General features: G+C 46.7%; 21 protein-coding genes and 1 tRNA gene. 12 read left to right on the top strand and 10 right to left on the bottom strand.

The genetic code is table 11. From position 1 onward, the window contains the following. Nucleotides 1-414 precede the first annotated feature (414 nt). From H595_RS0116900 to H595_RS24725, 4 genes are all read right to left on the bottom strand, one after another. Nucleotides 415-921, bottom strand: coding sequence for a cytochrome b/b6 domain-containing protein (locus H595_RS0116900; protein ID WP_027672259.1), 507 nt, complete (start codon nt 919-921; stop codon nt 415-417). A 181-nt stretch (nt 922-1,102) separates the two neighbouring features. Further along, a complete protein-coding gene (locus tag H595_RS0116895) occupies nt 1,103-2,068 on the bottom strand; it encodes a GlxA family transcriptional regulator (RefSeq protein WP_051219964.1) in 966 nt (321 codons plus the stop codon). A 6-nt stretch (nt 2,069-2,074) separates the two neighbouring features. Beyond that, a complete protein-coding gene (locus H595_RS23570) occupies nt 2,075-2,992 on the bottom strand; it encodes a DJ-1/PfpI family protein (RefSeq protein ID WP_051219963.1) in 918 nt (305 codons plus the stop codon). After that, nucleotides 2,970-3,098, bottom strand: a complete 129-nt coding sequence (locus H595_RS24725) for a hypothetical protein (RefSeq protein WP_276202271.1) — start codon at nt 3,096-3,098, stop codon at nt 2,970-2,972. Before H595_RS24725 ends, H595_RS23570 begins: the two co-directional genes overlap by 23 nt. A 266-nt stretch (nt 3,099-3,364) precedes the next feature. On the opposite strand from H595_RS24725, the gene H595_RS0116885 reads away from it, so the two are divergent. The 3 genes from H595_RS0116885 to H595_RS22660 all read left to right on the top strand — a co-directional run bounded on the left by H595_RS0116885 (nt 3,365) and on the right by H595_RS22660 (nt 7,141). Further along, a complete protein-coding gene (locus tag H595_RS0116885; RefSeq protein WP_027672257.1) occupies nt 3,365-3,805 on the top strand; it encodes a nucleoside deaminase in 441 nt (146 codons plus the stop codon). A 162-nt stretch (nt 3,806-3,967) separates the two neighbouring features. Next, nucleotides 3,968-5,923, top strand: coding sequence for a serine hydrolase (locus H595_RS0116880; RefSeq protein WP_027672256.1), 1,956 nt, complete (start codon nt 3,968-3,970; stop codon nt 5,921-5,923). A gap of 261 nt (nt 5,924-6,184) precedes the next feature. Continuing rightward, the gene (locus H595_RS22660; protein WP_084153634.1) at nt 6,185-7,141 is read left to right on the top strand and encodes a carboxylesterase family protein; all 957 of its coding nucleotides are present in this window, start codon (nt 6,185-6,187) and stop codon (nt 7,139-7,141) included. Nucleotides 7,142-7,311: 170 nt separating this feature from the next. Here the strand turns inward: H595_RS22660 and H595_RS0116865 are convergent. The 3 genes from H595_RS0116865 to H595_RS0116850 form a co-directional block, all read right to left on the bottom strand. Beyond that, nucleotides 7,312-7,388: transfer RNA gene (locus H595_RS0116865), tRNA-Val, on the bottom strand. Nucleotides 7,389-7,510: 122 nt separating this feature from the next. Beyond that, nucleotides 7,511-8,530 carry a DUF3080 family protein gene (locus tag H595_RS0116855; protein ID WP_027672254.1) on the bottom strand — a complete coding sequence of 340 codons (1,020 nt, stop codon included), beginning with the start codon at nt 8,528-8,530 and terminating at the stop codon, nt 7,511-7,513. Nucleotides 8,531-8,533: 3 nt separating this feature from the next. After that, nucleotides 8,534-9,892 (bottom strand): MATE family efflux transporter, encoded by a 1,359-nt coding sequence (locus H595_RS0116850; RefSeq protein WP_027672253.1) that lies wholly within the window; start codon nt 9,890-9,892, stop codon nt 8,534-8,536. A gap of 59 nt (nt 9,893-9,951) precedes the next feature. On the opposite strand from H595_RS0116850, the gene H595_RS0116845 reads away from it, so the two are divergent. Continuing rightward, nucleotides 9,952-10,584 carry a riboflavin synthase gene (locus H595_RS0116845; RefSeq protein ID WP_027672252.1) on the top strand — a complete coding sequence of 211 codons (633 nt, stop codon included), beginning with the start codon at nt 9,952-9,954 and terminating at the stop codon, nt 10,582-10,584. Here the strand turns inward: H595_RS0116845 and H595_RS0116840 are convergent. From H595_RS0116840 to H595_RS0116830, 3 genes are all read right to left on the bottom strand, one after another. Next, on the bottom strand, nt 10,581-10,781 hold the full coding sequence (locus H595_RS0116840; protein ID WP_027672251.1) for a CPXCG motif-containing cysteine-rich protein: 201 nt from the start codon (nt 10,779-10,781) through the stop codon (nt 10,581-10,583). The two genes, H595_RS0116845 and H595_RS0116840, sit on opposite strands and share 4 nt — an antisense overlap. Nucleotides 10,782-10,804: 23 nt before the next feature. After that, nucleotides 10,805-11,569 carry a pteridine reductase gene (locus H595_RS0116835; protein WP_027672250.1) on the bottom strand — a complete coding sequence of 255 codons (765 nt, stop codon included), beginning with the start codon at nt 11,567-11,569 and terminating at the stop codon, nt 10,805-10,807. Nucleotides 11,570-11,640: 71 nt separating this feature from the next. Then, nucleotides 11,641-12,501: a fructosamine kinase family protein gene (locus H595_RS0116830; protein WP_027672249.1), complete on the bottom strand. Its 861-nt coding sequence runs from the start codon at nt 12,499-12,501 to the stop codon at nt 11,641-11,643. A gap of 418 nt (nt 12,502-12,919) precedes the next feature. Here H595_RS0116830 and H595_RS0116825 point away from each other — a divergent pair, with 418 nt between their 5' ends. The 8 genes from H595_RS0116825 to H595_RS22655 form a co-directional block, all read left to right on the top strand. Continuing rightward, nucleotides 12,920-14,068: an EAL and HDOD domain-containing protein gene (locus H595_RS0116825; RefSeq protein ID WP_027672248.1), complete on the top strand. Its 1,149-nt coding sequence runs from the start codon at nt 12,920-12,922 to the stop codon at nt 14,066-14,068. 192 nt (nt 14,069-14,260) lie between these two features. Then, nucleotides 14,261-15,754, top strand: a complete 1,494-nt coding sequence (locus H595_RS0116820) for a methyl-accepting chemotaxis protein (RefSeq protein ID WP_027672247.1) — start codon at nt 14,261-14,263, stop codon at nt 15,752-15,754. 8 nt (nt 15,755-15,762) lie between these two features. Next, on the top strand, nt 15,763-16,290 hold the full coding sequence (locus H595_RS0116815) for a DUF6436 domain-containing protein (RefSeq protein ID WP_051219962.1): 528 nt from the start codon (nt 15,763-15,765) through the stop codon (nt 16,288-16,290). A 151-nt stretch (nt 16,291-16,441) separates the two neighbouring features. Next, nucleotides 16,442-18,352, top strand: coding sequence for a threonine--tRNA ligase (gene thrS / locus H595_RS0116810; RefSeq protein ID WP_027672245.1), 1,911 nt, complete (start codon nt 16,442-16,444; stop codon nt 18,350-18,352). A gap of 38 nt (nt 18,353-18,390) precedes the next feature. Continuing rightward, nucleotides 18,391-18,933 (top strand): translation initiation factor IF-3, encoded by a 543-nt coding sequence (gene infC, locus H595_RS0116805; RefSeq protein WP_084153632.1) that lies wholly within the window; start codon nt 18,391-18,393, stop codon nt 18,931-18,933. A gap of 88 nt (nt 18,934-19,021) precedes the next feature. After that, the gene (gene rpmI / locus H595_RS0116800) at nt 19,022-19,219 is read left to right on the top strand and encodes a 50S ribosomal protein L35 (RefSeq protein WP_027672243.1); all 198 of its coding nucleotides are present in this window, start codon (nt 19,022-19,024) and stop codon (nt 19,217-19,219) included. A gap of 17 nt (nt 19,220-19,236) precedes the next feature. Beyond that, nucleotides 19,237-19,596, top strand: coding sequence for a 50S ribosomal protein L20 (rplT, locus tag H595_RS0116795; protein WP_027672242.1), 360 nt, complete (start codon nt 19,237-19,239; stop codon nt 19,594-19,596). Nucleotides 19,597-19,723: 127 nt separating this feature from the next. Continuing rightward, nucleotides 19,724-19,928 (top strand): transposase domain-containing protein (locus tag H595_RS22655; protein WP_037055136.1); only part of this gene is annotated, 205 nt, incomplete at its 3' end.

Below are 19,928 nucleotides of genomic sequence, written 5' to 3'. Positions count from 1 at the left end.
CACACGAAGATTTAAAAACGTCAGCACGGAAATCAGTTTGCATGTGCTGGCTTATAACCTCAAAAGAATGATGTCTATCTGGGGTACTGAAGGATTAGCCATTAAACTGCAAGAGCATTGCGGCTAGCGGCTGTAGTCGCTTTAGCTCCTGATACCACACCAATAGCGCTCAATATCGGACTTAATGAGCCTCCGAACCGCACTGAATGAAAACTAAAACGCACACAGATAACTTCAGCGAGGCACTAACAGTGCATACTGGCCAACCGCTGAAAGAGCGGAAAATATGAGTTTTTACACAGCCTGCGCTCACATCTGCCCTTCACCAGTTATGGCCGAACAGCGCCAATTGCGATCATTGACTAGAGCTAATCCAAACTGGAGCAATTTAACACGAGGTAGCAATGAACGTTTTTATCTTTTGGCGTACATAATGCCAAAAAAATGAATAGCTATCAGCCACCAAATTAACTGCTTAAGGACCATATGGATATCATGAATTCCCGGAAAAACCTGATAAAAAGCGTCTTTGTCTGGTGCTAGCTCAATGCCTAAAACGGTAAGGGGTATTTGATAATTGTTAATTAGCGCTAATCCTGTCGCCGCCAAAAGAAAAATACAAGCGTAAAGGCTAAGGTGAGTTAGTTTGATAAATATCGAGTGCTTTTTCGAGGTAGGAGTGACACGTGCAATGCTGGTTTTGCTAAGGTACGGAAAAATAAGACGCGCAATGGTGAACAGCAGCAGAGTAATGCCTAAAACAGCATGAAGTTCAACGGCGTCCTGCCTGTGCTCGAGTTGCCCTTTGATATCCCAGTCCACATTATGCAGCTGCGACGATAAATTCAGCAGCATAAAAAGCAACAATAAAGCTGATATCCAGTGCAGTGCTCTATCGACAATATATGACTTAGATTTCATTATTATTCCAACCGGATACGAGTGCTAACTGTATGATAAGTGTCATGGAAACTCCGTTTAAACACCGCCATGCTAAATGCGTTTAGTCAGTAAGTAAACACATTGCGAACGCCGCTAACATGATGCCGGATAGGGGAGTCGGTCAATTACACCTTAGCTGGCAACAGTGGCCATACAAGCATCAACGAAACCGCTCGCGGTAGGCGTTGGGTGCCATGACAAATTTACGTACAAAGGCGCGCCGGAAGGCGTCGCTACTTTGATAGCCGCAGGCTTGGGCGATTTTGTCTATGGGCCAGGTTTTTTCAACCAGCAGTTGCCTGGCGTAGTCTAACCGCAGTGAATCGATGTAGCGTGCCGGTGTTTCAGCTGTCTGCTCAACAAAATGGCGATAAAAATTACGCTCACTCATGCCGCAGTGCGCGGCCATAGAGCTTACAGTTAAATCACGCTGCAGGTTTTGCAGTACCCAACCGGTGAGTGAACTAAAGCGGGTGTCGGTTTTAGTTTGAAACTGCAGCGGCACCGAGTATTGCGCCTGATGGCCGGCGCGGCGAAAGTGCACCACCAGATAGCGCGCCACCTGGCTGGCGATGTCGCTGCCAAGATCATTTTCAATCAGCTTTAAGCTAAGATCGATACCCGAGGTAATACCGGCCGAGGTGGCGATATGGCCGTTGTCGACAAACAATTCGTTGGCCTGCAGTTGAATGTTTGGATAGCGTTTACTGAGCTCGTCGACAAAAGCCCAGTGGGTCGTGGCCGGCAAACCGTCGAGCAGGCCGCTTTGTGCCAGAATAAAGGCGCCGGTGCAGACACTGGCTATCCGTCTGATGGCCGGGCTTACCTGGTGCAGCCAGGGGCATAGTGCCGATTGCACCTTTGGGCTTCGTGAGCCGGCCCCGCCGGGAATAATCAGCGTGTCCAGTTGATGCGTTTCTGACAGATTAACATCCGTCAGAGCAAGGTCTGCTAACATGGTCAGGCCCGCCTCAGAGCGATACGGGCCGGCTTCAGGCCCGATAAACACGCACTGGTACGGCGACTCGGTAACCTCAGATACCGAATGAAAAGCTTCGAGCGGGCCGATTAAGTCTTGGCCGTTAAACTGGTCAAACAATAAAAAACCGATCTTTTTGCGCAGCATTTTTAATCAAGGCTCCTGATAAACCTGCAATGTAATGACATAGCTGTCAGCGGCAGCATCGGCTGATATTGCTGCTGTGGTGAACCAGCCCTGGTTGTCAGCAGCGCCACGCCATTCTTGACGCAGCGCTGAGCCGGTAGTCTTTACTTGCCAGTCAGCATGTTTGGCCATGGCAGCGTTATACACGTCCATCAGCTGTTGGGCACTGGCGCTGGTTTTTGCCTGATAGCTAACTTGCCAGTGCTGTTCGTCACCAAAGGCGCTGATGCGGTTAAATACTATACCGTCGGGCCAGTTATAGTCATTGTGGGGCAACATGCGGTCGGCCATATTGGCGCGGACAAAGCCGCCGTTCGGATCCCAGTCGTATTCCAGATGCAGCGCCACCGTGCGGGCTTTGTCTTCGCCCAATACTTTGCTGACCAAATGCAATGATGCATCTATGCCGGAGGATAAGCCCGCCGAGGTAATAATTTGGCCATTATCGACAAAGCGTTGCTGTCGCTGCACGCTAATGGCCGGGTAAGCGTTGGCAAAACCGTCAATGGCGCGATGAAAGGTGGTAGCGGCTTTACCGTTAAGCAAGCCAGACTCAGCCAGAATATGCGCGCCGGTGCAAACCGATAAAATATGGCCGGCCTTTTTCTGCTGTGCGTTAAGCCAGCTGAGTACCTGTTTATCCTGCATCACCGTACCGGTATTACCACCTGGCACCAGAATGGCGTCGGCATCCGGCATGTTGGCAAAGCTGTATGTCGGGTTAACGCTTAAGCCCATCACGGTAGTCACTGCTTTACCGTCGGCTGATACGGTAAATACCTCAAATTTCGCCTGGCCGAATACTTCATAAGGTGCGGCAAAGTCGATAATTTGCACCTCGTCGAACAGTAAAATAGCCACTTTAAACGGCTGCTCTGCCTGCACCGGCAACGCCAGCAGTTGTAGTATTAACGCCAAGCCAGCGCAGCGCGCGAAGTGGCGAGATAAAGTCAGGCCGTGTTTGCCCGGTAAACGTTGTTAGCTTGTTCATGTATCTTTTCCTGTGGTTTTAGACTGCGCTTAGTGTAAAACCGCACACCGTTGGCAGTATGACACCTTTCATACTTATTCTGCCAATGCGGCTGGATAATGGCCGGGTAAGTGCTTTATGCTCGTTTAATTACTAAAGCTTAGTGTTAATCCGTTTATAACAGCGCTATGCGCTGGTAACCTGAACTGTAAGTTTTAAGCCTGATAATCACTGAACGGTGAGTTCCGTGTTTTTCGGTCACAGCTATCGTTGCCACAGGAGCAAATATGACAGATATCTATATGCAGGCGGCTATCGCCCAGGCGAAAAAAAGTTTAGCTGAGGGCGGTATTCCTATTGGCTCGGTGTTGGTTATTGACGGCAAAATTGTTGGCGCCGGCCATAACCAGCGGGTACAGAAGGGCAGTTGTGTACTGCATGCGGAAATGGATTGCCTGGAAAATGCCGGCCGCTTAACTGCTGCCGATTACCGCCGCGCTACGCTGTACTCTACTTTGTCACCCTGCGATATGTGCAGCGGCACCGTATTGCTATATGGCATCCCAAAGGTGGTGATTGGTGAAAACCAAACCTTTCAGGGGCCACAGGCTTATGTGCAAAGCCGCGGCGTGGTTCTGGAAAACCAACATAATGCTGAGTGCATTGCGTTGATGCAGGATTTTATTGCCGCTAAACCGCAGCTGTGGTTTGAAGATATTGGTGAGTAAGGCAGAAAAACATGACGGCTTAGTGGCAGATTGAGCAGTTTTTTAGCAGTTTCTCCTGAGGGGCATTATTACAATGTCGCTGGCAATACAAGGATGCGCAAAGGGGGCAGCTAGTGTTAGCTGCACTGCCTGAGTGTCAGGGTGTTTCAAGGGAGATATAGCATGAAAACTGTAATACAACTGTTGGTAATATTCGTTCTGCTCGGCTATAGCCTGGGCGTAAATGCGGCTGATGCCGCTTGGGTAGCGCGACATAATATCGACGCGCAACGCTTTGCTGAACAGAATCTCGATCTGCACGCTAAAGGCTATCAGTTAACCTATCTGAATGGACATAATGCTAAGGGCCAGGCGCGTTATAACGCCGTGTGGCAACATAAACCTCAGGCGCCGCTATGGTTGGCGTTTCATGATCTTACCGAAGCGGGTTATCAGAACAAAGTTAATAGTCTGAAAAAAAGTGGCTATCAGCCGGTGATGGTGAACCCGTTCAATCTGAACGGTCAGCTGGTGTTTACGGCAATTTTTCATAAGAAAAGCACCGCCTGGTATGCCCGGCATGACATGAGCCACGCTCAGTATCAAAGCATTTACAATACACAAAAGGCAAAAGGTTTTCGGCTGATGCATGTTTCCGGTTATGCCAAAATGGGCCAGCAACGTTACGCTGCGCTATGGCAAAAAACCAGTGGACCGGCATTACGTGCCACCCATGGCGTTAGCAGCAATACTTATCAGCAATTAGTAAACAATTATAAAGCGCAGGGCTTTGCGCCAGTATTGGTCGATGTGTTTCATTTGAATGGCACGGATTACTATTCGGCTATCTGGCACAACAGCAGCCCACGCTGGACCGCGCGTCATCTGGTTAAGTTAAATGACTATCAGCAGTTATTTAACGATCAATATTACGAAGGCGCCCGCCCCACAGTAGTGGTGGGATATGGCCCGGCGCATGATGTGAAAATGGCGGCTATTTTCAATAATACCGCCTGGCAAAGTGCGTCTTTGTCTAACTTAAACAGCATGATTGAAGATTTTCGTAGCAGCAACAATTTGTCTGGCTTATCCATCGCGATAACCATAGACGAGCGTCTGGTGTATGCCAAAGGCTTTGGTTTGCGTGATGCGCAGCGCAATATTGATATGACTACCGGCACCGTAGCGCGCATTGCCAGTAATTCAAAAGCCATAACCGGTGCTGCAGCGTCCCGGCTGATTGAACAGGGCCGGCTGGATCCAGAGGCGCGGGTATTTGGTGCCACCGGTTTGCTAAACCAGCTATACACGTTGCCAGCTTGTCGGGTTGGTGATATTGGCTGTCAATTGAACCTGCAACGTCTGACGAATATCCGGGTGCTGGACGTGTTAGAGCACACTATGGGCGGCTGGTCTAATTCGTCGGCGCTGGAGGCTTGCTCACCGCTTATCCATCTTGGCTTTGGCTGGAATATCTGTAATCAGGATACTGACCCAACACTGGGCAATGCCAGTCGTAACGACTACTTAAGTTGGATAGTGCAAAATGTGCGCCTGATCCAAGCACCTAACGGCAGTATGACGTACTCAAACATTGGCTATAACATTGCCGAGCAGTTAATAGAAGTGGCGTCAGGCCAAAGCTATGCGGGCTATATTAACGCGGTATTTATGCGGCCATCGGGGGCTGACTGTGTGTTAGCCCGGGCAAACAATGCTTTATTTAACAATGAAGTAAATTATGTCGCCGGGGCAGCTTATGTTATGAATCACCGTCGTATGGCCGGGCATGGCGGCTGGGTGTGTTCAGCTATTGGTTACCAGAGACTGATGGCGCGGTTAGACGGTGGCAATAAGCGGCCTGATCTGATTTCTGCCGCTGCCTTTAACCGGTTTATCAGCAGCGAACGTGGCGGTGATAATTATGCCAAGGGCATTCGCAATACCGGTGGGCGCTTAACCCACAACGGTGCGCTGCGCTCAATGAACTCGGAGTACACTCTGTGGACCAGTGACAGAATGTCAATCTTCCTGTTTGCCGACACACAACTGAACAATTACGCCTTTGTTGGTTACACGCCGCTGTATAACAGTATCCGCAGTGGTACCGTTAACTTCCCCAATATCGATTTGTTTTGATATGCCCAGACAGCCTGCACCGCAGGCTGTCTGCTCCAACCGCGGCACCGCCCAGGCTGCCGCACCCTGAATGTTTATCGTGGCGTACTATGACTCAGGCTTTTGCTTTAACGCAGTGCTTTTTGGCGCTGGAGTGCTTTGATCTGTTTTACAAACCTGCGGTAACGGTAAGGCGTGCTGTAAGGGTTAAAGCCGCGACTATACTTAAGCCGTTTTTAACTTTATCTAACCGACAACGCGATTTTGGGCAACGGAGCAAAGATGAAAAAGCAAATTTGGGCACTGGTATCATTATTAGCCATAACGGTAATGCTGCTGGCCGCCTGCGTCAGAAATGACACAGCTGTGCAGGCAAACAGCGCGGCGCAGCTGTTACGGTTGGACTATGTTAGTAGTATCGACAACAGCAACCGGCAGTATTTTGTTTATTTACCGGTCGGTTATCAGCAAAACAGTGACAAAAAATGGCCGGTAATGCTGTTTTTGCATGGCAATGGCGAGCGCGGTAACGGCCTTGATGAGCTGGATTACACCTTAATCCATGGCCCGTTATACGAAGCCTGGGTGCAAAAGCGTGATCTGCCGTTTATTATCGTGGTACCGCAACTGCAGATGTTTAATATGGGACAGGTATCCTATATTGCTAACCGCTCGCGCGCTGATATTCCTAAGCGCCTGACCGATGGCATACCGCCGCGGCCGGATATGTTTGCGTCCATCAGGCCCATAGCCCCGGCTGAGCCCGTCAGCGATATGAGCGCAGTACCGCCGCTGTTACCCGATGGTTGGGAGCACGCAGAGCAAGACCTGCTGGCCATACTGCAAAATGTACAGGCCAGCTACAATACCGACGGCAGCCGTTTATATTTAACCGGTATTAGCTATGGTGGCTTTGGTAGCTGGTTTATGGCCAGTAAGCATCCAGAGCTGTTTGCTGCTGTGGCGCCGGTAGTCGGCTGGGGCCATCCGGATTTAATGCCACCTATTGCACAAGCGCAAACGCCGCTGTGGGTATTTGCCGCCGGGCGTGATTCTGCCGTGAATAAAAACTATTTTTACCCCGGTATTGAAACCCTGCGCCAGCTGGGCCACAGCGAGGTACGTTTTAGCATGCTGGAGCAGGCCGAACATGACGCCTGGCGCCAGGTATATGCCGGCGAGGACTTGTATAACTGGCTGCAGCAACAACAGCTACCAGTGCGTCCGGCCGTAAATTAATCATTTGAAATGAAACGTTGTATTAAATAGAAGAAGTCAGCGCGGATAACTGAAGCATTGACCACCAGCTGGAAAGTCCTTTCAGCAATTACGTTGCTTGCCCGAATACGTAAACTGTAGCTGTAGAAACAAAAACGCCACCCGTAAGGTGGCGTTTTTATTAGAATTATTGGTGCGTCCTAGTGGACTCGAACCACCGACCCCTACCATGTCAAGGTAGTGCTCTAACCAGCTGAGCTAAGGACGCACACTTGGGTTGTTTACCTTTGCACTAATCAAAGCTGACAACGGCGGCTATGTTATTGTGCCACTGCTATATTGGCAAGTGTTTTTATGGCGGCAGCGTGAGTTTGCTGTATTTTTCGCCGCTTAAGGCCCTTTGACTGTTGCATTTAGTGCAAGCGGGCACTGGCGGTTGAGGTTTTGCCACCAGGTGACATGATGGCTAAGCTCTGTGCGCATACCATCGTAGTGTTGCTCAAAACGTTGTTGTAATGGCGTATTTAGCGGGGTGTGTTGATAAAGCTGCTGTAAAAGTGGCCACAATTGTTGCTGATAACGGCTGAGCTCTACCGTGTACAGTTGCACTTCCGGGATAAAATATTTACCAAAAATATTGGCCAAAATCTGCAGTTGTTCGCTGTCTCTGCCGCCAGGGCATAAAGTGGTGCTGTTGTGTTGCTCTAACATTGCATTAAGCTGCGCTAACTGATGCTGACTTAAGCGCAGACTGAACTGTAAGCGGCCAACAAAGTTAAATTGATACAGCCGTTGTAGCTGCTGTTCTATATCAATTTGACTGGCAGCGTGCCAGTTTTGCTCGGCAATAAGTTGTTGCAACCGGGTGAGTTCACTCAGCGCTTGCCAGGTTTCACTGTAGCCTGGCGCGTCTTTTAGTGGCAGCGTTTTCCTGATCCCCAGTAATTCTTTTCGCAGGGTATCGTCGGTAAGCAACATATTGTTAAAGGCGATATCGATGCTGAGTTGTTTTTGCTGATACACCTGCTGCAGTTGCGCTAATAACTCGTCGCTGTCCCAGCGTTGTTGCAAGCATTGGGCTAATTGTTGTAAAAACCGGAGCTCATAACTCAGCTGTTTACTGGCGCTATATACCTTGCCCAGACTACTGTTACGCTCGCCTATTAAGGTATCCAGCCCGCAGCGACGGCTGGCATAAGCGTCTGTTAAGTCTATGCGTAGGTCTGGCAATGCCTGCTTTAAATCACGCTCTGCCAGCAAGGGGGCAGGGGCGGCAAGGTCGCCGTTTGGCAACGGGGTGTCCAACACCCGCGCTAAACGCTGCTGGTAATTGGTTAACGCTTTATCACCGTTGTTGCCTGTGCAGGCAACCAAGCTAAGTGCCACCATCGGCAGCAACCATAGTTTCATATGTTAAACCGTTTCATGTGAAAACCTGTGTAACGTACGTTTTAAGATTATCGTTAGCATGATGGCGGCAACCGTTAAGCCCACGATAATACCAATCCAGAAGCCATGTGCACCCATCGGCTCGACTAACCAGTGGGTTAATCCCAATACGGCGCCCAAACCAAAACCGATTGGCCAATAGGCAATTAAGGTAATAAAAAATACCGGTTTGGTAACTTTCATGCCACGCAGCGCGCAGGCCGATACCACCTGAATGGCATCCGACACCTGATAAAAACAGGCCAAAATCAGTAGCGATGCGGCTAAGGCAATAACGTCGGCATTGGGTGAATACAGCGTTGCTATGCTGCCACGAAGTACAAAGGTTAAACTGGCGATAACAAAAGACATTAGCACCGCCAGTATAATCGCCGTGGATATGGCTTTTTTTAGCTCTTGCACATTTTGCTGGCCAACTAAATGCCCCACCCGGATAGTGGTGGCCATACCCAGGCTCAGCGGCAGCATGAACACGATACCACTGTAGTTTTGTGCGATTTGATGTCCGGCAACCATAATAGGGCCAAGGTGCACTATGGCCAGTGGAATACAGGCAAATAAGGTTACTTCAAAAAAGATTGAAAACGCGATAGGCGTGCCGATGCAGACAATCTGCCAGATATCTTTTAGATTAACCCCATAGCTAGCAGGGTGAGAGCGGTAGCGCGTAGTACTGCGGCTAAACCAACCATAAATAAGCATGGCAATAAACATGGCCAGAAACACCAGCGCCGTAGCAATACCACAGCCGGCTCCACCTAATGCTGGCATGCCGAGTTTGCCGTATATAAACACATAGTTAGCCGGGATATTGACCAGAATACCCACAAAGCTAATCCACATACTGGCTTTGGTATTGCCAATGCCTTCAAACATGCTGCGCAGCACCATGTAGCCTGCAGCAGGGAACAAGCCAAAACTTACGTAATACAGGTAGTCGAGCGATTTTTGCCGCAGAGTTTCGTCCATATTGAGTAGATCTATTGGCACATACACAAATGACATTAAGACAAAGCAAATGGCCGCCAGTAGCATAGCCAGATACATTGCCTGCACCGTAAAGTGGGTAACCGGTTTGGTTTGTTTACTGCCATAGTACTGCGCCACTATGGGGGTTAACGCCAGTAACAAACCTTGCAGTGTCATTACCACCGGAAACCATAAACCTGAGGCGACAGCAATGGCAGCCATATCAACTGCGCTGTAGCGGCCAGCCATAACGGTGTCGACAAAGTACATTAGCGTTTGGGTAAGCTGTGCCAGCACAATAGGGCCGGAAAGTTTGAGGATGGTTCTGGCTTCAAAGCGAGAAAAAGGTAACATAGCGGATCTGTCGTTTTAGCAGCGTGCAATGGCGCGCAATGTAGCACAAATGGGGGCTTATGTTTACCGGAATAGTTCAAACCAAAGCGGAGTTAACCGCTATTCGCGACGAAGGGGCTTTTCGTCAATTAACCGTGCAGCCTGGGATAGATTATTTACAACAGTTAACCCGTGGCGCCAGTATTGCGATTAATGGAGTGTGCTTAACGGTGACCGATTTTGATGCAGCTGCTGGCTGGGTGCGGTTTGATGTTATTGAAGAAACACTGCGTAAAACTAATTTAGGCCAACTTAAACCAGGCAATAAGGTTAACTTTGAGCGTTCGCTAACCTTTGGCAGTGAATTGGGCGGCCATATTGTGTCGGGGCATATACAAACTACCGCTACGTTTACTCAGATAGATAAAACAGCGAACAATTGTGCGATGCGGCTCACAGTTGCACCAGAGTTTATGCGCTTTATATTAAGTAAGGGCTTTATTGCGGTTGAAGGTTGTAGCTTAACCGTAGGCGAAACCTATGCCGATGGTTTTAGCCTGTATTTAATACCGGAAACGCTAAATATTACCACGCTGGGCGAAAAGCAAGTGGGTGATATATGCAATATCGAGCTGGATCAGCAAACGCAAACCATAGTGCAAACCGTCGAGCGCATTATGGCTGAGCGCTTTTCGTCGAATTTACCAACTTAGTAATATTGCTCGTCATCAGCGTCAATAAATAATTGAATGCTATGATGTTGTTCGTCTTTATGTACCCTTACATGCATAGGATTGCAACAGTTGCTGCAATCCTCAATATAGCTTTGATCTTCGTCAGTTACTTCGACAGTAAGGTGAACAGCATGGCCACAAAACGGACAGCTGATAGTTTGCTGTAAAATACTCATTTTGGCTCCTACGCTAGTATGCTTCAAGCTTTGCTGGTGCTGCTTAAACTACGTCCGCCGTCTACTGCCAGAATTTGCCCGGTAATATAAGGCGATTGCACTAAAAATAGTACACTGTTGGCGATATCGTCCGGCGATCCCAGTTGCTGAAGCGGTATTTGCCGCAATATAGCTGCTTTATCTTGTTCGCTAAGTTGCACAGATTGCTCTGGTGGCCACAAAATTGCGCCGGGGGCTATGCCGTTAACTCTTATTGTAGGCGCTAATTCGCAGGCTAGCGATTTAGTCATCATTAAAAGCGCCGCTTTAGCCATACAATAAAGACTGTGGCCTGCTAGTGGTTTTTCTGCGTGAATGTCTACCATGTTTATAATAACGCCGCCACGCTTTGCCAGCTCTGGCGCTAATGCCTGGCTGAGAAAATAGGGGGCTTTCACATTAGAACCAAATAAGTCCTGCCAGTGTTCTATTGTCGCCTGCGCGACCGGGGTAGGAAAAAAACTAGAAGCATTGTTAACCAATACATCAAGTCCGCCAAAACAGGCAATAGCATCTGCCGCAAATGACTGCCAGCCGTTTTCGTCGAGCAAATCCGCCTGTAATACCGCGGCACTTTCTTGTCGTTGGTTATTTAATATTTTCGCCAGAGTGTCAGCTGCATCGCGCGAGCGGTTACAGTGAATAATCACATTGTAACCTGCGTTATGTAATGTAATGGCTGTCTGTCGTCCAAGCCGTTTGGCACTGCCTGTTATCAAGGCAACCGGTTGCTGCTTTTTATCTAACATGAAAACGTGTCCATTTGTGCCAGTAATTAATACATCTTACGGGCAAAAGTTACTTATTTGCAGATAGGGTGCTAATAAAACAGCTGTTTTATCATTTCTTGCGCCTGAACCAGATAAGCGCCCCTAAACAAATATGCATGGTTAAGTACTTGATAGAGATTATAAAGATCTTGGCGCTCGGTGTATGTTTTATCTAAGGGGTATATTTCCTGGTAGGTTTGATAGAATTGTTCCGGAAAACGGCCAAATAGCGTGGTAAAAGCAATGTCAGTTTCCCGGTCACCGTAATAACAGGCAGGGTCAAACACCGCTGGGCTATCCGCTACAAAACCTACGTTGCCGCGCCAAAGATCACCGTGTAATAAGCTTGGAGCTGGCTGATAGTGCTGCAGCCGTTGCCGGCACTTTTCAACTAAAGAATCAATTTTACCAAAGCCAAACCCTTGCTCTAATAACAGCTGTAACTGCCAACCGAGGCGTTGCTCAGAGAAAAAGCTACTCCAGTTTGCTTGCCATTTGTTTGGCTGCGCCGTGGTACCCAGACTATTGTCCCAGTCAAAGCCGTACATTGCTTGAGTATGTTGTTTATGCAGTAACGCCAGCTGCTGCGCTAAGTTACGCCAGCCTGGGACGGTCTCATTACTAAATGGCAGGTATTCAAGTACCAGAAACGCTTTATCTATGGTCTGGCCTGTACAAATACTGGCAGGAACCCGAATACAGTTTGTTTGTTGTAAAGCTTGTAGGCTTAAAACTTCGCTTTCAAACTGCTCTAGTTGTTCTCGTTGGTTAATTTTGACAAAAAATTGCTGGCCTTTGCCACTAATATGATAAGCGATATTAATGTTGCCGCCAGTAAGCTGCTGTTTTTGTTCAATGTCGAATTGCCCATCCTGCTCACTATTAATGTGTTCAACAATGGCTTGCCACATCTTTTCTCTCCTTGGGGTGAAGTTTCAAGTATGGTTGATAAACCAAAAATTTCACTGAGCTGGCCAAGGTTAAATTAGGTCCGCTAATTCATCGTTGTTTAGTCAAAATTAAGCAGTTCTTACAGCAAAATGATTGCTTTGCTAAGTGTTAGCTATCAATTTGTTGTTGAAACAATGCCTTACCAAACGACTCCGTTACATGTATAACGAAACAGCTGTAGTGCCAATAATTTAGTAAAAAGTAATGTATTGCACAGGCGTTGGTTGAGTGATAAAACAAAGCAAGAGCGTTGCATTGTTAACATATCAATGGATAAGCATATGACGTATTCGACTAGAAATACTGTTGTTAGTACGCAAGACGTACATAGTTTATTTGCTGCACAACCCATATTTGACCAAAATTTAAACCGGGTTGGTGTCGAGTTGTTATATTCGCAGCGACACCGGTGTCACCGCACTTGAGCTTGGTGATAACCTCGCCACCACTGAGTTGGTCCTCAATCTGTGCAGTAGCATTTCAGAACAATCAGCACATTATCATGTGCCTACCTTTATTAATGTCTGTGCCAATTTTTTGATGGCACAGAGTTTCTTGCCGGTCGATGCTGAGAATGTGGTGATAGAGTTAGTTGAGCGTATTGCCCCCACACCAGAATTTATTGCCTGTGTGTCTGCATTGAAACAAAGAGGGTTTCGCTTTGCGCTGGACGATTTCGAATTTGATGCCGCCTGGGAGCCACTAATTGCGCTTGCTGATATTATCAAAGTTGATATTTTGCTTTGTGACTTACGTTTGGTGCGGGCACAAATGTTTCGCTTGCGTAAGTATAATTTAACCTGGTTAGCCGAGCGGGTAGAAACGCAAGAGCAGTACGAAACTTGTCAAACAATGGGCTTTACTTTGTTTCAGGGATATTTTTTAGCGCGGCCTGAAATTGTTACTGGCAAGAAGGTACCGCCAACGGCGTTACGAATGGCTGAGCTGATTAACACGTTGTTTGAAGATCAACCCGATATTGCCAAGCTGTCGGCTCAACTGCATGATGAGCCTGCGGTTGTTATGGGCATGCTACGTATTGCAAATAGCCCTATGTATAGAAAAGCGCGTGAAGTCAGTTCGATTAAAGAGCTAATTGTAAGGCTAGGGTTAGATTTAACGCGTAAGTGGGTACTTATGTTTTCTGTGTTTAACCAATGCAATCCCGCCGCTGCCGGGTTAGTACTAACGCGAGCTTATACCGCCCAGGCGCTCGCGCAGCGGTGGCAGCATAACGAAAAAACGCAAAGCCAATTTTTTCTAACGGCGTTGTTATCTGGTGTGGATATTTTGTTTGGTATTACACCGGCCGTTTTTGTCGTGGGTTTAAATTTGTCTGATGACATAAAAGCGGCTATTTGTGATGGCGAAGGTGATGCTGCCTCCGCGGTCGATATTATAGGTAGTATCGAGCAAGCCTATTCGATGAAACGCTTACCTCCTGATGTACCAGAGGACTATTTTAGTCTTTACAACCAACAGCAATTTGACGTAGAAGAAAAGCTAAATGCTGTTATAGCGCCTTGACAGCAAAACCTATTTAAACACGTCTCAATAACGCTAGCGATTGTAATCTAATTTGTTTTTTCCAGGCTTGGAACATCTATTATTTTCAGATCAACGTATAGACATCGCTTTTAGTAAGGCCGTTTAGATTTGAGTACTTACTAATTAAAATTAAGCTTGATACATCGCCAAGCTTTAAAGAATGGAGTGAATATGACTATCGCAACACCACGTTTTCGTGTGCAAGCATTTAATATTATGACCGGACTAAATGTTTTTTTACTGGTTATGGCACTGTTCCTCGCATCTTGGTATGACTCATGGCTAGCTGCACTTTTAATAGGTGTTCCGACAGCAATTGTTCCCATTTTGCTTTACCGCATGCTTGGTGATCATATTTTGGCGAGGGTAAGTTTTGGCATAGGATTTATGTTCTTTGCTGCACTTCATATACACCAAGCCGCAGGAATGATTGAGGTGCATTTTGGTATATTTGTGTTATTGGCTATTTTAATTGGTTTTCGTGACTATTTAGTCATAGTCGCTGCTGCTGCAACGATTGCTGTACACCATCTATTGTTTATGTATTTGCAAATGCAAGGAGGTGGTGTTTTTCTTGTGCCAGCTGATGATTTATCGTTTGGCATTGTCTTCGTTCATGCCACTTATGTTGTTGTTGAGTCTGCCGTACTGGTTATTTTAAGTCGTCAAAGCTACCGCGAAGCTGTTGTTGGTCAAGCATTATTTGATATTACGGATTCATTACTTACAAATGATGGCAAGGTTGTTTTAACCGATCGCTGTCCAGAGCTTAACTCAAAGGTGATTAGTGGTTTTAATGCTGTGCTTAATACGCTGCAAGCCACCATTAAAACAATAGAACAGCAAGCTGATACTCTAAAAGTTGAGGCTAAGACACTACTCGATGAAGGTGATGCTCTTTCCGATGGTATGGCAAAAAAAATGAGTGAGGTAGACAGGATTGCAGCGGCAACCGAACAAATGTCGCATACGGTTAAAGAGGTTTTTGATTTATCTCAAAATGTATTGAAATTTGCCAATACAGCAGAAAATGCAGCGGCAGAGGGCAAAATATCTGTTAGTAATACGATCCATGCTGTTCAACAGTTAGCGAAAGAATTGGAAGATACAGGCGATAAGGTTAATGATGTTGCCAATGCTACGGTAGATATACGTAAAGTGCTTGATGTAATTGAAGCTATTGCAGAACAGACTAATTTGCTTGCCTTGAATGCGGCTATCGAGGCTGCAAGAGCGGGTGAGCAAGGGCGAGGGTTTGCTGTAGTAGCTGATGAGGTAAGGACTCTGGCGTCGCGTACCCGGGGGTCTACTGACGAAATTAAATTAATGATAGAGCGCTTGGTAACTAATAGTACTCAATCTGTTGAAGTTGTTAAACGCAGTATGGCGCAGCTTGAAGATACCCGGCATCATGCTAAGCAAAGTGGCGAGTTACTGCAGGCTATTTTAGGGCAAGCACAACACGTTGTAACGTCAACTGATGTTATGTCGAACTCATTGCAGCAGCAAACAGCATCGAGCAACGAAATTGCTCAGAGTGCACAACAATTAAGCCAGATGACGATGTCACAAAATGAGCAAGGCCAAAAGGTACTTCGCAGTGCTGATAGTTTAGAGCGGATAAGTAGTGCGCTAAGTATCGAGTCATCGAAATTTCTGGTGTGATCCCATCAATGACATATCGCAATAGAATCAGGCTGGTTAGCCTGATTTTTTTTCTGTGGCTGATATCAATCAGTGCTGGTTTGTTTTTCTTTGGCAATCAAAATTATGGCATATTCGATAGTGCTGGTATGTGGTATCAACACGACGCTAGTCAATTCAGTATTACGCAGCTGGGTATTGATGAAATAGCGGGCACGCAGGTTGTGCATGTACGGCAAGAGGCTTGTCCGTGTAATAAGTTAACAGACAGACATAAAGAGGCTTTTTCGCGACTTTATCACTTACCTGATGCGGTGCAATTTGAGCGAGAGATGTTAGATATTCATCGCACACAATTTAGGCTACCAGCTACGCCTGCGATATTGATTTTTCGTGCAGGTAAACTTATTTATGCTGGCCCTTATTCTAGTGGCCCTATGTGCTCTGGTTCAAACAGTTTTATTGCACCAATTATACGTGACGAGATGATATTAAAGGGTGCTTGGTTAAATGGTGAGGTAAATACTTGCCGCTGTGTAGTCAATAGCACGAGCTAATGATACTATCATGCCTCATTTTTAGGTGGTCGTGCCCGGTTTAACAGATGGCTTCTTGTATAAGCCATTAACTGTTTTGCTGCACGAGCACTTTTTGTTGTGTTTGAACAAGTGACCCTTGGTTTGGGCCACCACTGTATAAGGATTTATCATGCCAGTTATTACTCTGCCTGACGGTAGTCAGCGCGCCTTTGACCATGCTGTTTCTGCTATGGATGTTGCCAAAGACATTGGCCCGGGGTTAGCTAAAGCTACCATCGCGGGTAAGGTTAACGGCCAGTTAGTTGATGCCTGTGACCCTATTACGTCTGACTCAACGTTAAGCATTATCACCAGTAAAGATCAGGATGGTTTAGAGATTATTCGCCATTCATGTGCACACTTATTGGGTCATGCTATTAAGCAGTTATGGCCGAACGTGAAAATGGCCATTGGCCCGGTGATTGATAACGGCTTTTATTATGATGTTGATCTTGAACAGCCCATTAGTAGTGACGACTTGGCGGCGCTTGAAGCACGCATGGTGCAGTTAGCCAAAACAGAATATGATGTTGTTAAGAAAAAAGTCAGCTGGCAAGAAGCATTCGATACCTTTAAAGCCCGTGGCGAAAGCTACAAAATGGAAATTTTAGAGCAGAACGTCAGCAAAGACGATCAGCCGGGTTTGTATCATCACGAAGAATATATCGATATGTGTCGTGGTCCACACGTACCCAATATGCGCTTTTGTCAGCATTTCAAAGTGATGAAAGTTGCCGGTGCTTATTGGCGTGGTGACTCAAAGAATAAAATGCTGCAGCGTGTTTATGGTACCGCCTGGGCGGACAAAAAACAGTTGGCTGCTTATTTACTGCAGTTAGAAGAAGCCGAAAAGCGCGATCACCGTAAAATTGGTAAAGCGCTGGGTTTATTTCATTGGCAAGAAGAAGCACCTGGTATGGTGTTTTGGCACAACGATGGCTGGACGATTTTCCGTGAGCTGGAAACCTTTGTGCGTGAAAAGCTGGGTGAATATGACTACGACGAAGTAAAAGGCCCATTAATGATGGACCGCGTATTATGGGAAAAATCGGGTCACTGGGAAAAGTATGCAGACAACATGTTTACGACCCAGTCTGAGCACCGTGAGTACGCAATTAAACCCATGAACTGCCCGGGTCACGTACAAATTTTCAACCAGGGGTTAAAGTCTTATCGTGACTTACCACTGCGTATGGCCGAGTTTGGTTGTTGCCACCGCAATGAGCCATCAGGTGGTTTGCACGGTTTAATGCGCGTACGCGGTTTTACCCAGGATGATGCCCATATTTTCTGTACTGAAGATCAAGTGCAGGCTGAAGTGACTAAATGTATTCAGATGGTATTTGATACCTACAGCACCTTTGGCTTTAAAAACGTGGCGGTAAAACTGTCAACGCGTCCGGCACAGCGTATTGGTACCGACGAGATGTGGGACAGAGCCGAGCAAGGTTTAACAGAAGCATTAAAAGCCAATGATATTGCCTATGACTTGCAGCCGGGCGAAGGTGCTTTCTATGGTCCTAAAATTGAATTCACCTTACATGACTGTTTAGGTCGAGCCTGGCAGTGTGGTACCGTGCAGTTAGACTTTGCATTACCAGGCCGCTTAGGTGCAACTTTCGTTGCCGAAAGTGGTGATAAGCAAACACCTGTGATGATTCACCGTGCGATTTTGGGCTCGATTGAACGTTTTATCGGTATTTTGATTGAAGAATACGCGGGCTTTTTTCCGGCTTGGTTAGCACCAACTCAGGTTGTGATTATGAATATTACCGATAATCAGGCCGAATATGTGCAGAAATTAGTAAAAACTTTCAAATCTCACGGTATTAGGGTCATAAGTGACTTGAGAAATGAGAAGATAGGCTTTAAAATCCGCGAGCACACGCTTAAGCGCATTCCTTATCTTGTCGTCGTAGGTGACAAAGAAATGGAAGCCGGTGATATTGCACTGAGAACGCGCAAAGGTGAAGACTTAGGTAAGATGTCAGTTGAGGCTTTTGTTGAAAAGCTAACGACTGAAATTGCAAACCGGGCTTAACCATTAAGCGATAAGAATAATTTTCGGAGGAACATACTATTAAAGTAGGAAAGAAAACATTACCTGCAAACCGTCCTAACAGGATAAATGAAGAAATTAACCTACCAGAGGTACGGTTAATTGGTATTGAAGGTGAGCAGCTGGGTGTAGTAAGTATTGCTGAAGCCATTCGTTTGGCAGAAGAAGGCGGAGCCGATTTAGTAGAAATTAGCCCGACAGCCGAACCGCCAGTGTGTAAGTTGATGGACTACGGTAAGTTCCTGTTCGAAAAGAGTAAGGCTCTTAAAGAGCAGAAGAAGAAGCAAAAACAGATCCAGATTAAGGAAATAAAATTCCGGCCTGGAACTGATGAAGGCGATTACCAGGTAAAACTACGCAACCTGCGTCGCTTCATTGAAGAGGGTGACAAAGCTAAAGTAACGCTGCGGTATCGTGGTCGTGAAATGGCGCATACTGAGATAGGCATTGAGATGTTAAATCGGATTAAAGAAGATTTATCAGACATTGCTGTGTGCGAATCTTTCCCTTCACGGGTGGAAGGTCGCCAGATGATCATGATGCTGGCCCCAAATAAGAAGTAATAAGTGCTTTCAAGTGTAACCCCACACTGTAAAGGGTGGGGTTGGCGCCTTATTATTCGTTGTAACTTAACAATGCGAGTTTTTAACTATGCCAAAGATGAAAACCAATAAAGGTGCTGCGAAGCGTTTCAAAAAAACAGCTTCTGGTAGCTTTAAACGTAAGCAATCACACCTTCGCCACATTTTGACGAAGAAGACCTCTAAGCGTAAGCGTCAGTTAGGTCCAAAAACCTTAGTCGCTAAAGTTGACATCGCGGGCTTAGTCCGTTGCATGCCGTACGCATAATTAATTAGGAGTCTGACATGCCAAGAGTTAAACGTGGTGTAACGGCGCGCGCGCGTCATAATAAGGTGTTAAACCAGGCTAAAGGTTACTACGGTGCCCGCAGTCGTGTTTATCGTGTTGCTTTCCAAGCCGTTATTAAAGCCGGCCAATATGCTTACCGTGACCGTCGTCAACGTAAGCGTCAGTTCCGTCAATTGTGGATCGCGCGTATTAACGCTGCGTCACGGATGAACGGTCTATCTTACAGCCGTTTCATTGATGGTTTGAAAAAAGCCTCAGTGGAAATTGACCGTAAGATTTTAGCTGACATCGCCGTATTCGACAAAGCAGCATTTACTGCTTTAGTTGCCAAAGCGAAACAAGCCTTAGCTGCCTAATATAGCCGCTAATAAAAAAGCCACCGTAAGGTTAATGCCGATCAGTTAAGAAATATTTTCCTGATCGGTTGACCGATCCTGTGTAGATGTAAGAATCCGATGAGCCATTAAGCCATCGGATTTTTTTATGGAACTGTCAGAAGCATTAGCACGCACGTCAATCAACCGCCTTACCGAATTTGCATCGCTGTCCGATGTTCTGGAACCCGATATTATCCAGTCTTGCCTGGCTTCCAACGGCGTTGCCACCTTGCGCAAACGCAAACTCCCCATGGATGCCATGATTTGGGCGGTGATAGGGATGTCGCTCTTTCGCACTGAATCGGTACGTC

The sequence above is a fragment of the Rheinheimera baltica DSM 14885 genome (genome assembly GCF_000425345.1).
Lineage (GTDB): Bacteria > Pseudomonadota > Gammaproteobacteria > Enterobacterales > Alteromonadaceae > Alishewanella > Alishewanella baltica.
Note: the sequence above shows the minus strand (reverse complement) of the source record. Positions and strands in the feature narration are given on the sequence as shown.

Excerpts from the sequence above, each read along its gene's own strand:
- H595_RS0116855 (WP_027672254.1), bottom strand. The coding sequence starts at position 8,530 with ATGAAACTATGGTTGCTGCCGATGGTGGCACTTAGCTTGGTTGCCTGC.
- rpmI (WP_027672243.1), top strand. The coding sequence starts at position 19,022 with ATGCCAAAGATGAAAACCAATAAAGGTGCTGCGAAGCGTTTCAAAAAA.
- H595_RS0116850 (WP_027672253.1), bottom strand. The coding sequence starts at position 9,892 with ATGTTACCTTTTTCTCGCTTTGAAGCCAGAACCATCCTCAAACTTTCC.
- H595_RS0116835 (WP_027672250.1), bottom strand. The coding sequence starts at position 11,569 with ATGTTAGATAAAAAGCAGCAACCGGTTGCCTTGATAACAGGCAGTGCC.
- thrS (WP_027672245.1), top strand. The coding sequence starts at position 16,442 with ATGCCAGTTATTACTCTGCCTGACGGTAGTCAGCGCGCCTTTGACCAT.
- H595_RS0116900 (WP_027672259.1), bottom strand. The coding sequence starts at position 921 with ATGAAATCTAAGTCATATATTGTCGATAGAGCACTGCACTGGATATCA.
- rplT (WP_027672242.1), top strand. The coding sequence starts at position 19,237 with ATGCCAAGAGTTAAACGTGGTGTAACGGCGCGCGCGCGTCATAATAAG.
- H595_RS0116895 (WP_051219964.1), bottom strand. The coding sequence starts at position 2,068 with ATGCTGCGCAAAAAGATCGGTTTTTTATTGTTTGACCAGTTTAACGGC.
- H595_RS24725 (WP_276202271.1), bottom strand. The coding sequence starts at position 3,098 with ATGAACAAGCTAACAACGTTTACCGGGCAAACACGGCCTGACTTTATC.
- H595_RS22660 (WP_084153634.1), top strand. The coding sequence starts at position 6,185 with ATGAAAAAGCAAATTTGGGCACTGGTATCATTATTAGCCATAACGGTA.
- H595_RS0116815 (WP_051219962.1), top strand. The coding sequence starts at position 15,763 with ATGACATATCGCAATAGAATCAGGCTGGTTAGCCTGATTTTTTTTCTG.
- H595_RS0116880 (WP_027672256.1), top strand. The coding sequence starts at position 3,968 with ATGAAAACTGTAATACAACTGTTGGTAATATTCGTTCTGCTCGGCTAT.
- H595_RS0116830 (WP_027672249.1), bottom strand. The coding sequence starts at position 12,501 with ATGTGGCAAGCCATTGTTGAACACATTAATAGTGAGCAGGATGGGCAA.
- H595_RS0116885 (WP_027672257.1), top strand. The coding sequence starts at position 3,365 with ATGACAGATATCTATATGCAGGCGGCTATCGCCCAGGCGAAAAAAAGT.
- H595_RS0116840 (WP_027672251.1), bottom strand. The coding sequence starts at position 10,781 with ATGAGTATTTTACAGCAAACTATCAGCTGTCCGTTTTGTGGCCATGCT.
- H595_RS0116845 (WP_027672252.1), top strand. The coding sequence starts at position 9,952 with ATGTTTACCGGAATAGTTCAAACCAAAGCGGAGTTAACCGCTATTCGC.
- H595_RS0116820 (WP_027672247.1), top strand. The coding sequence starts at position 14,261 with ATGACTATCGCAACACCACGTTTTCGTGTGCAAGCATTTAATATTATG.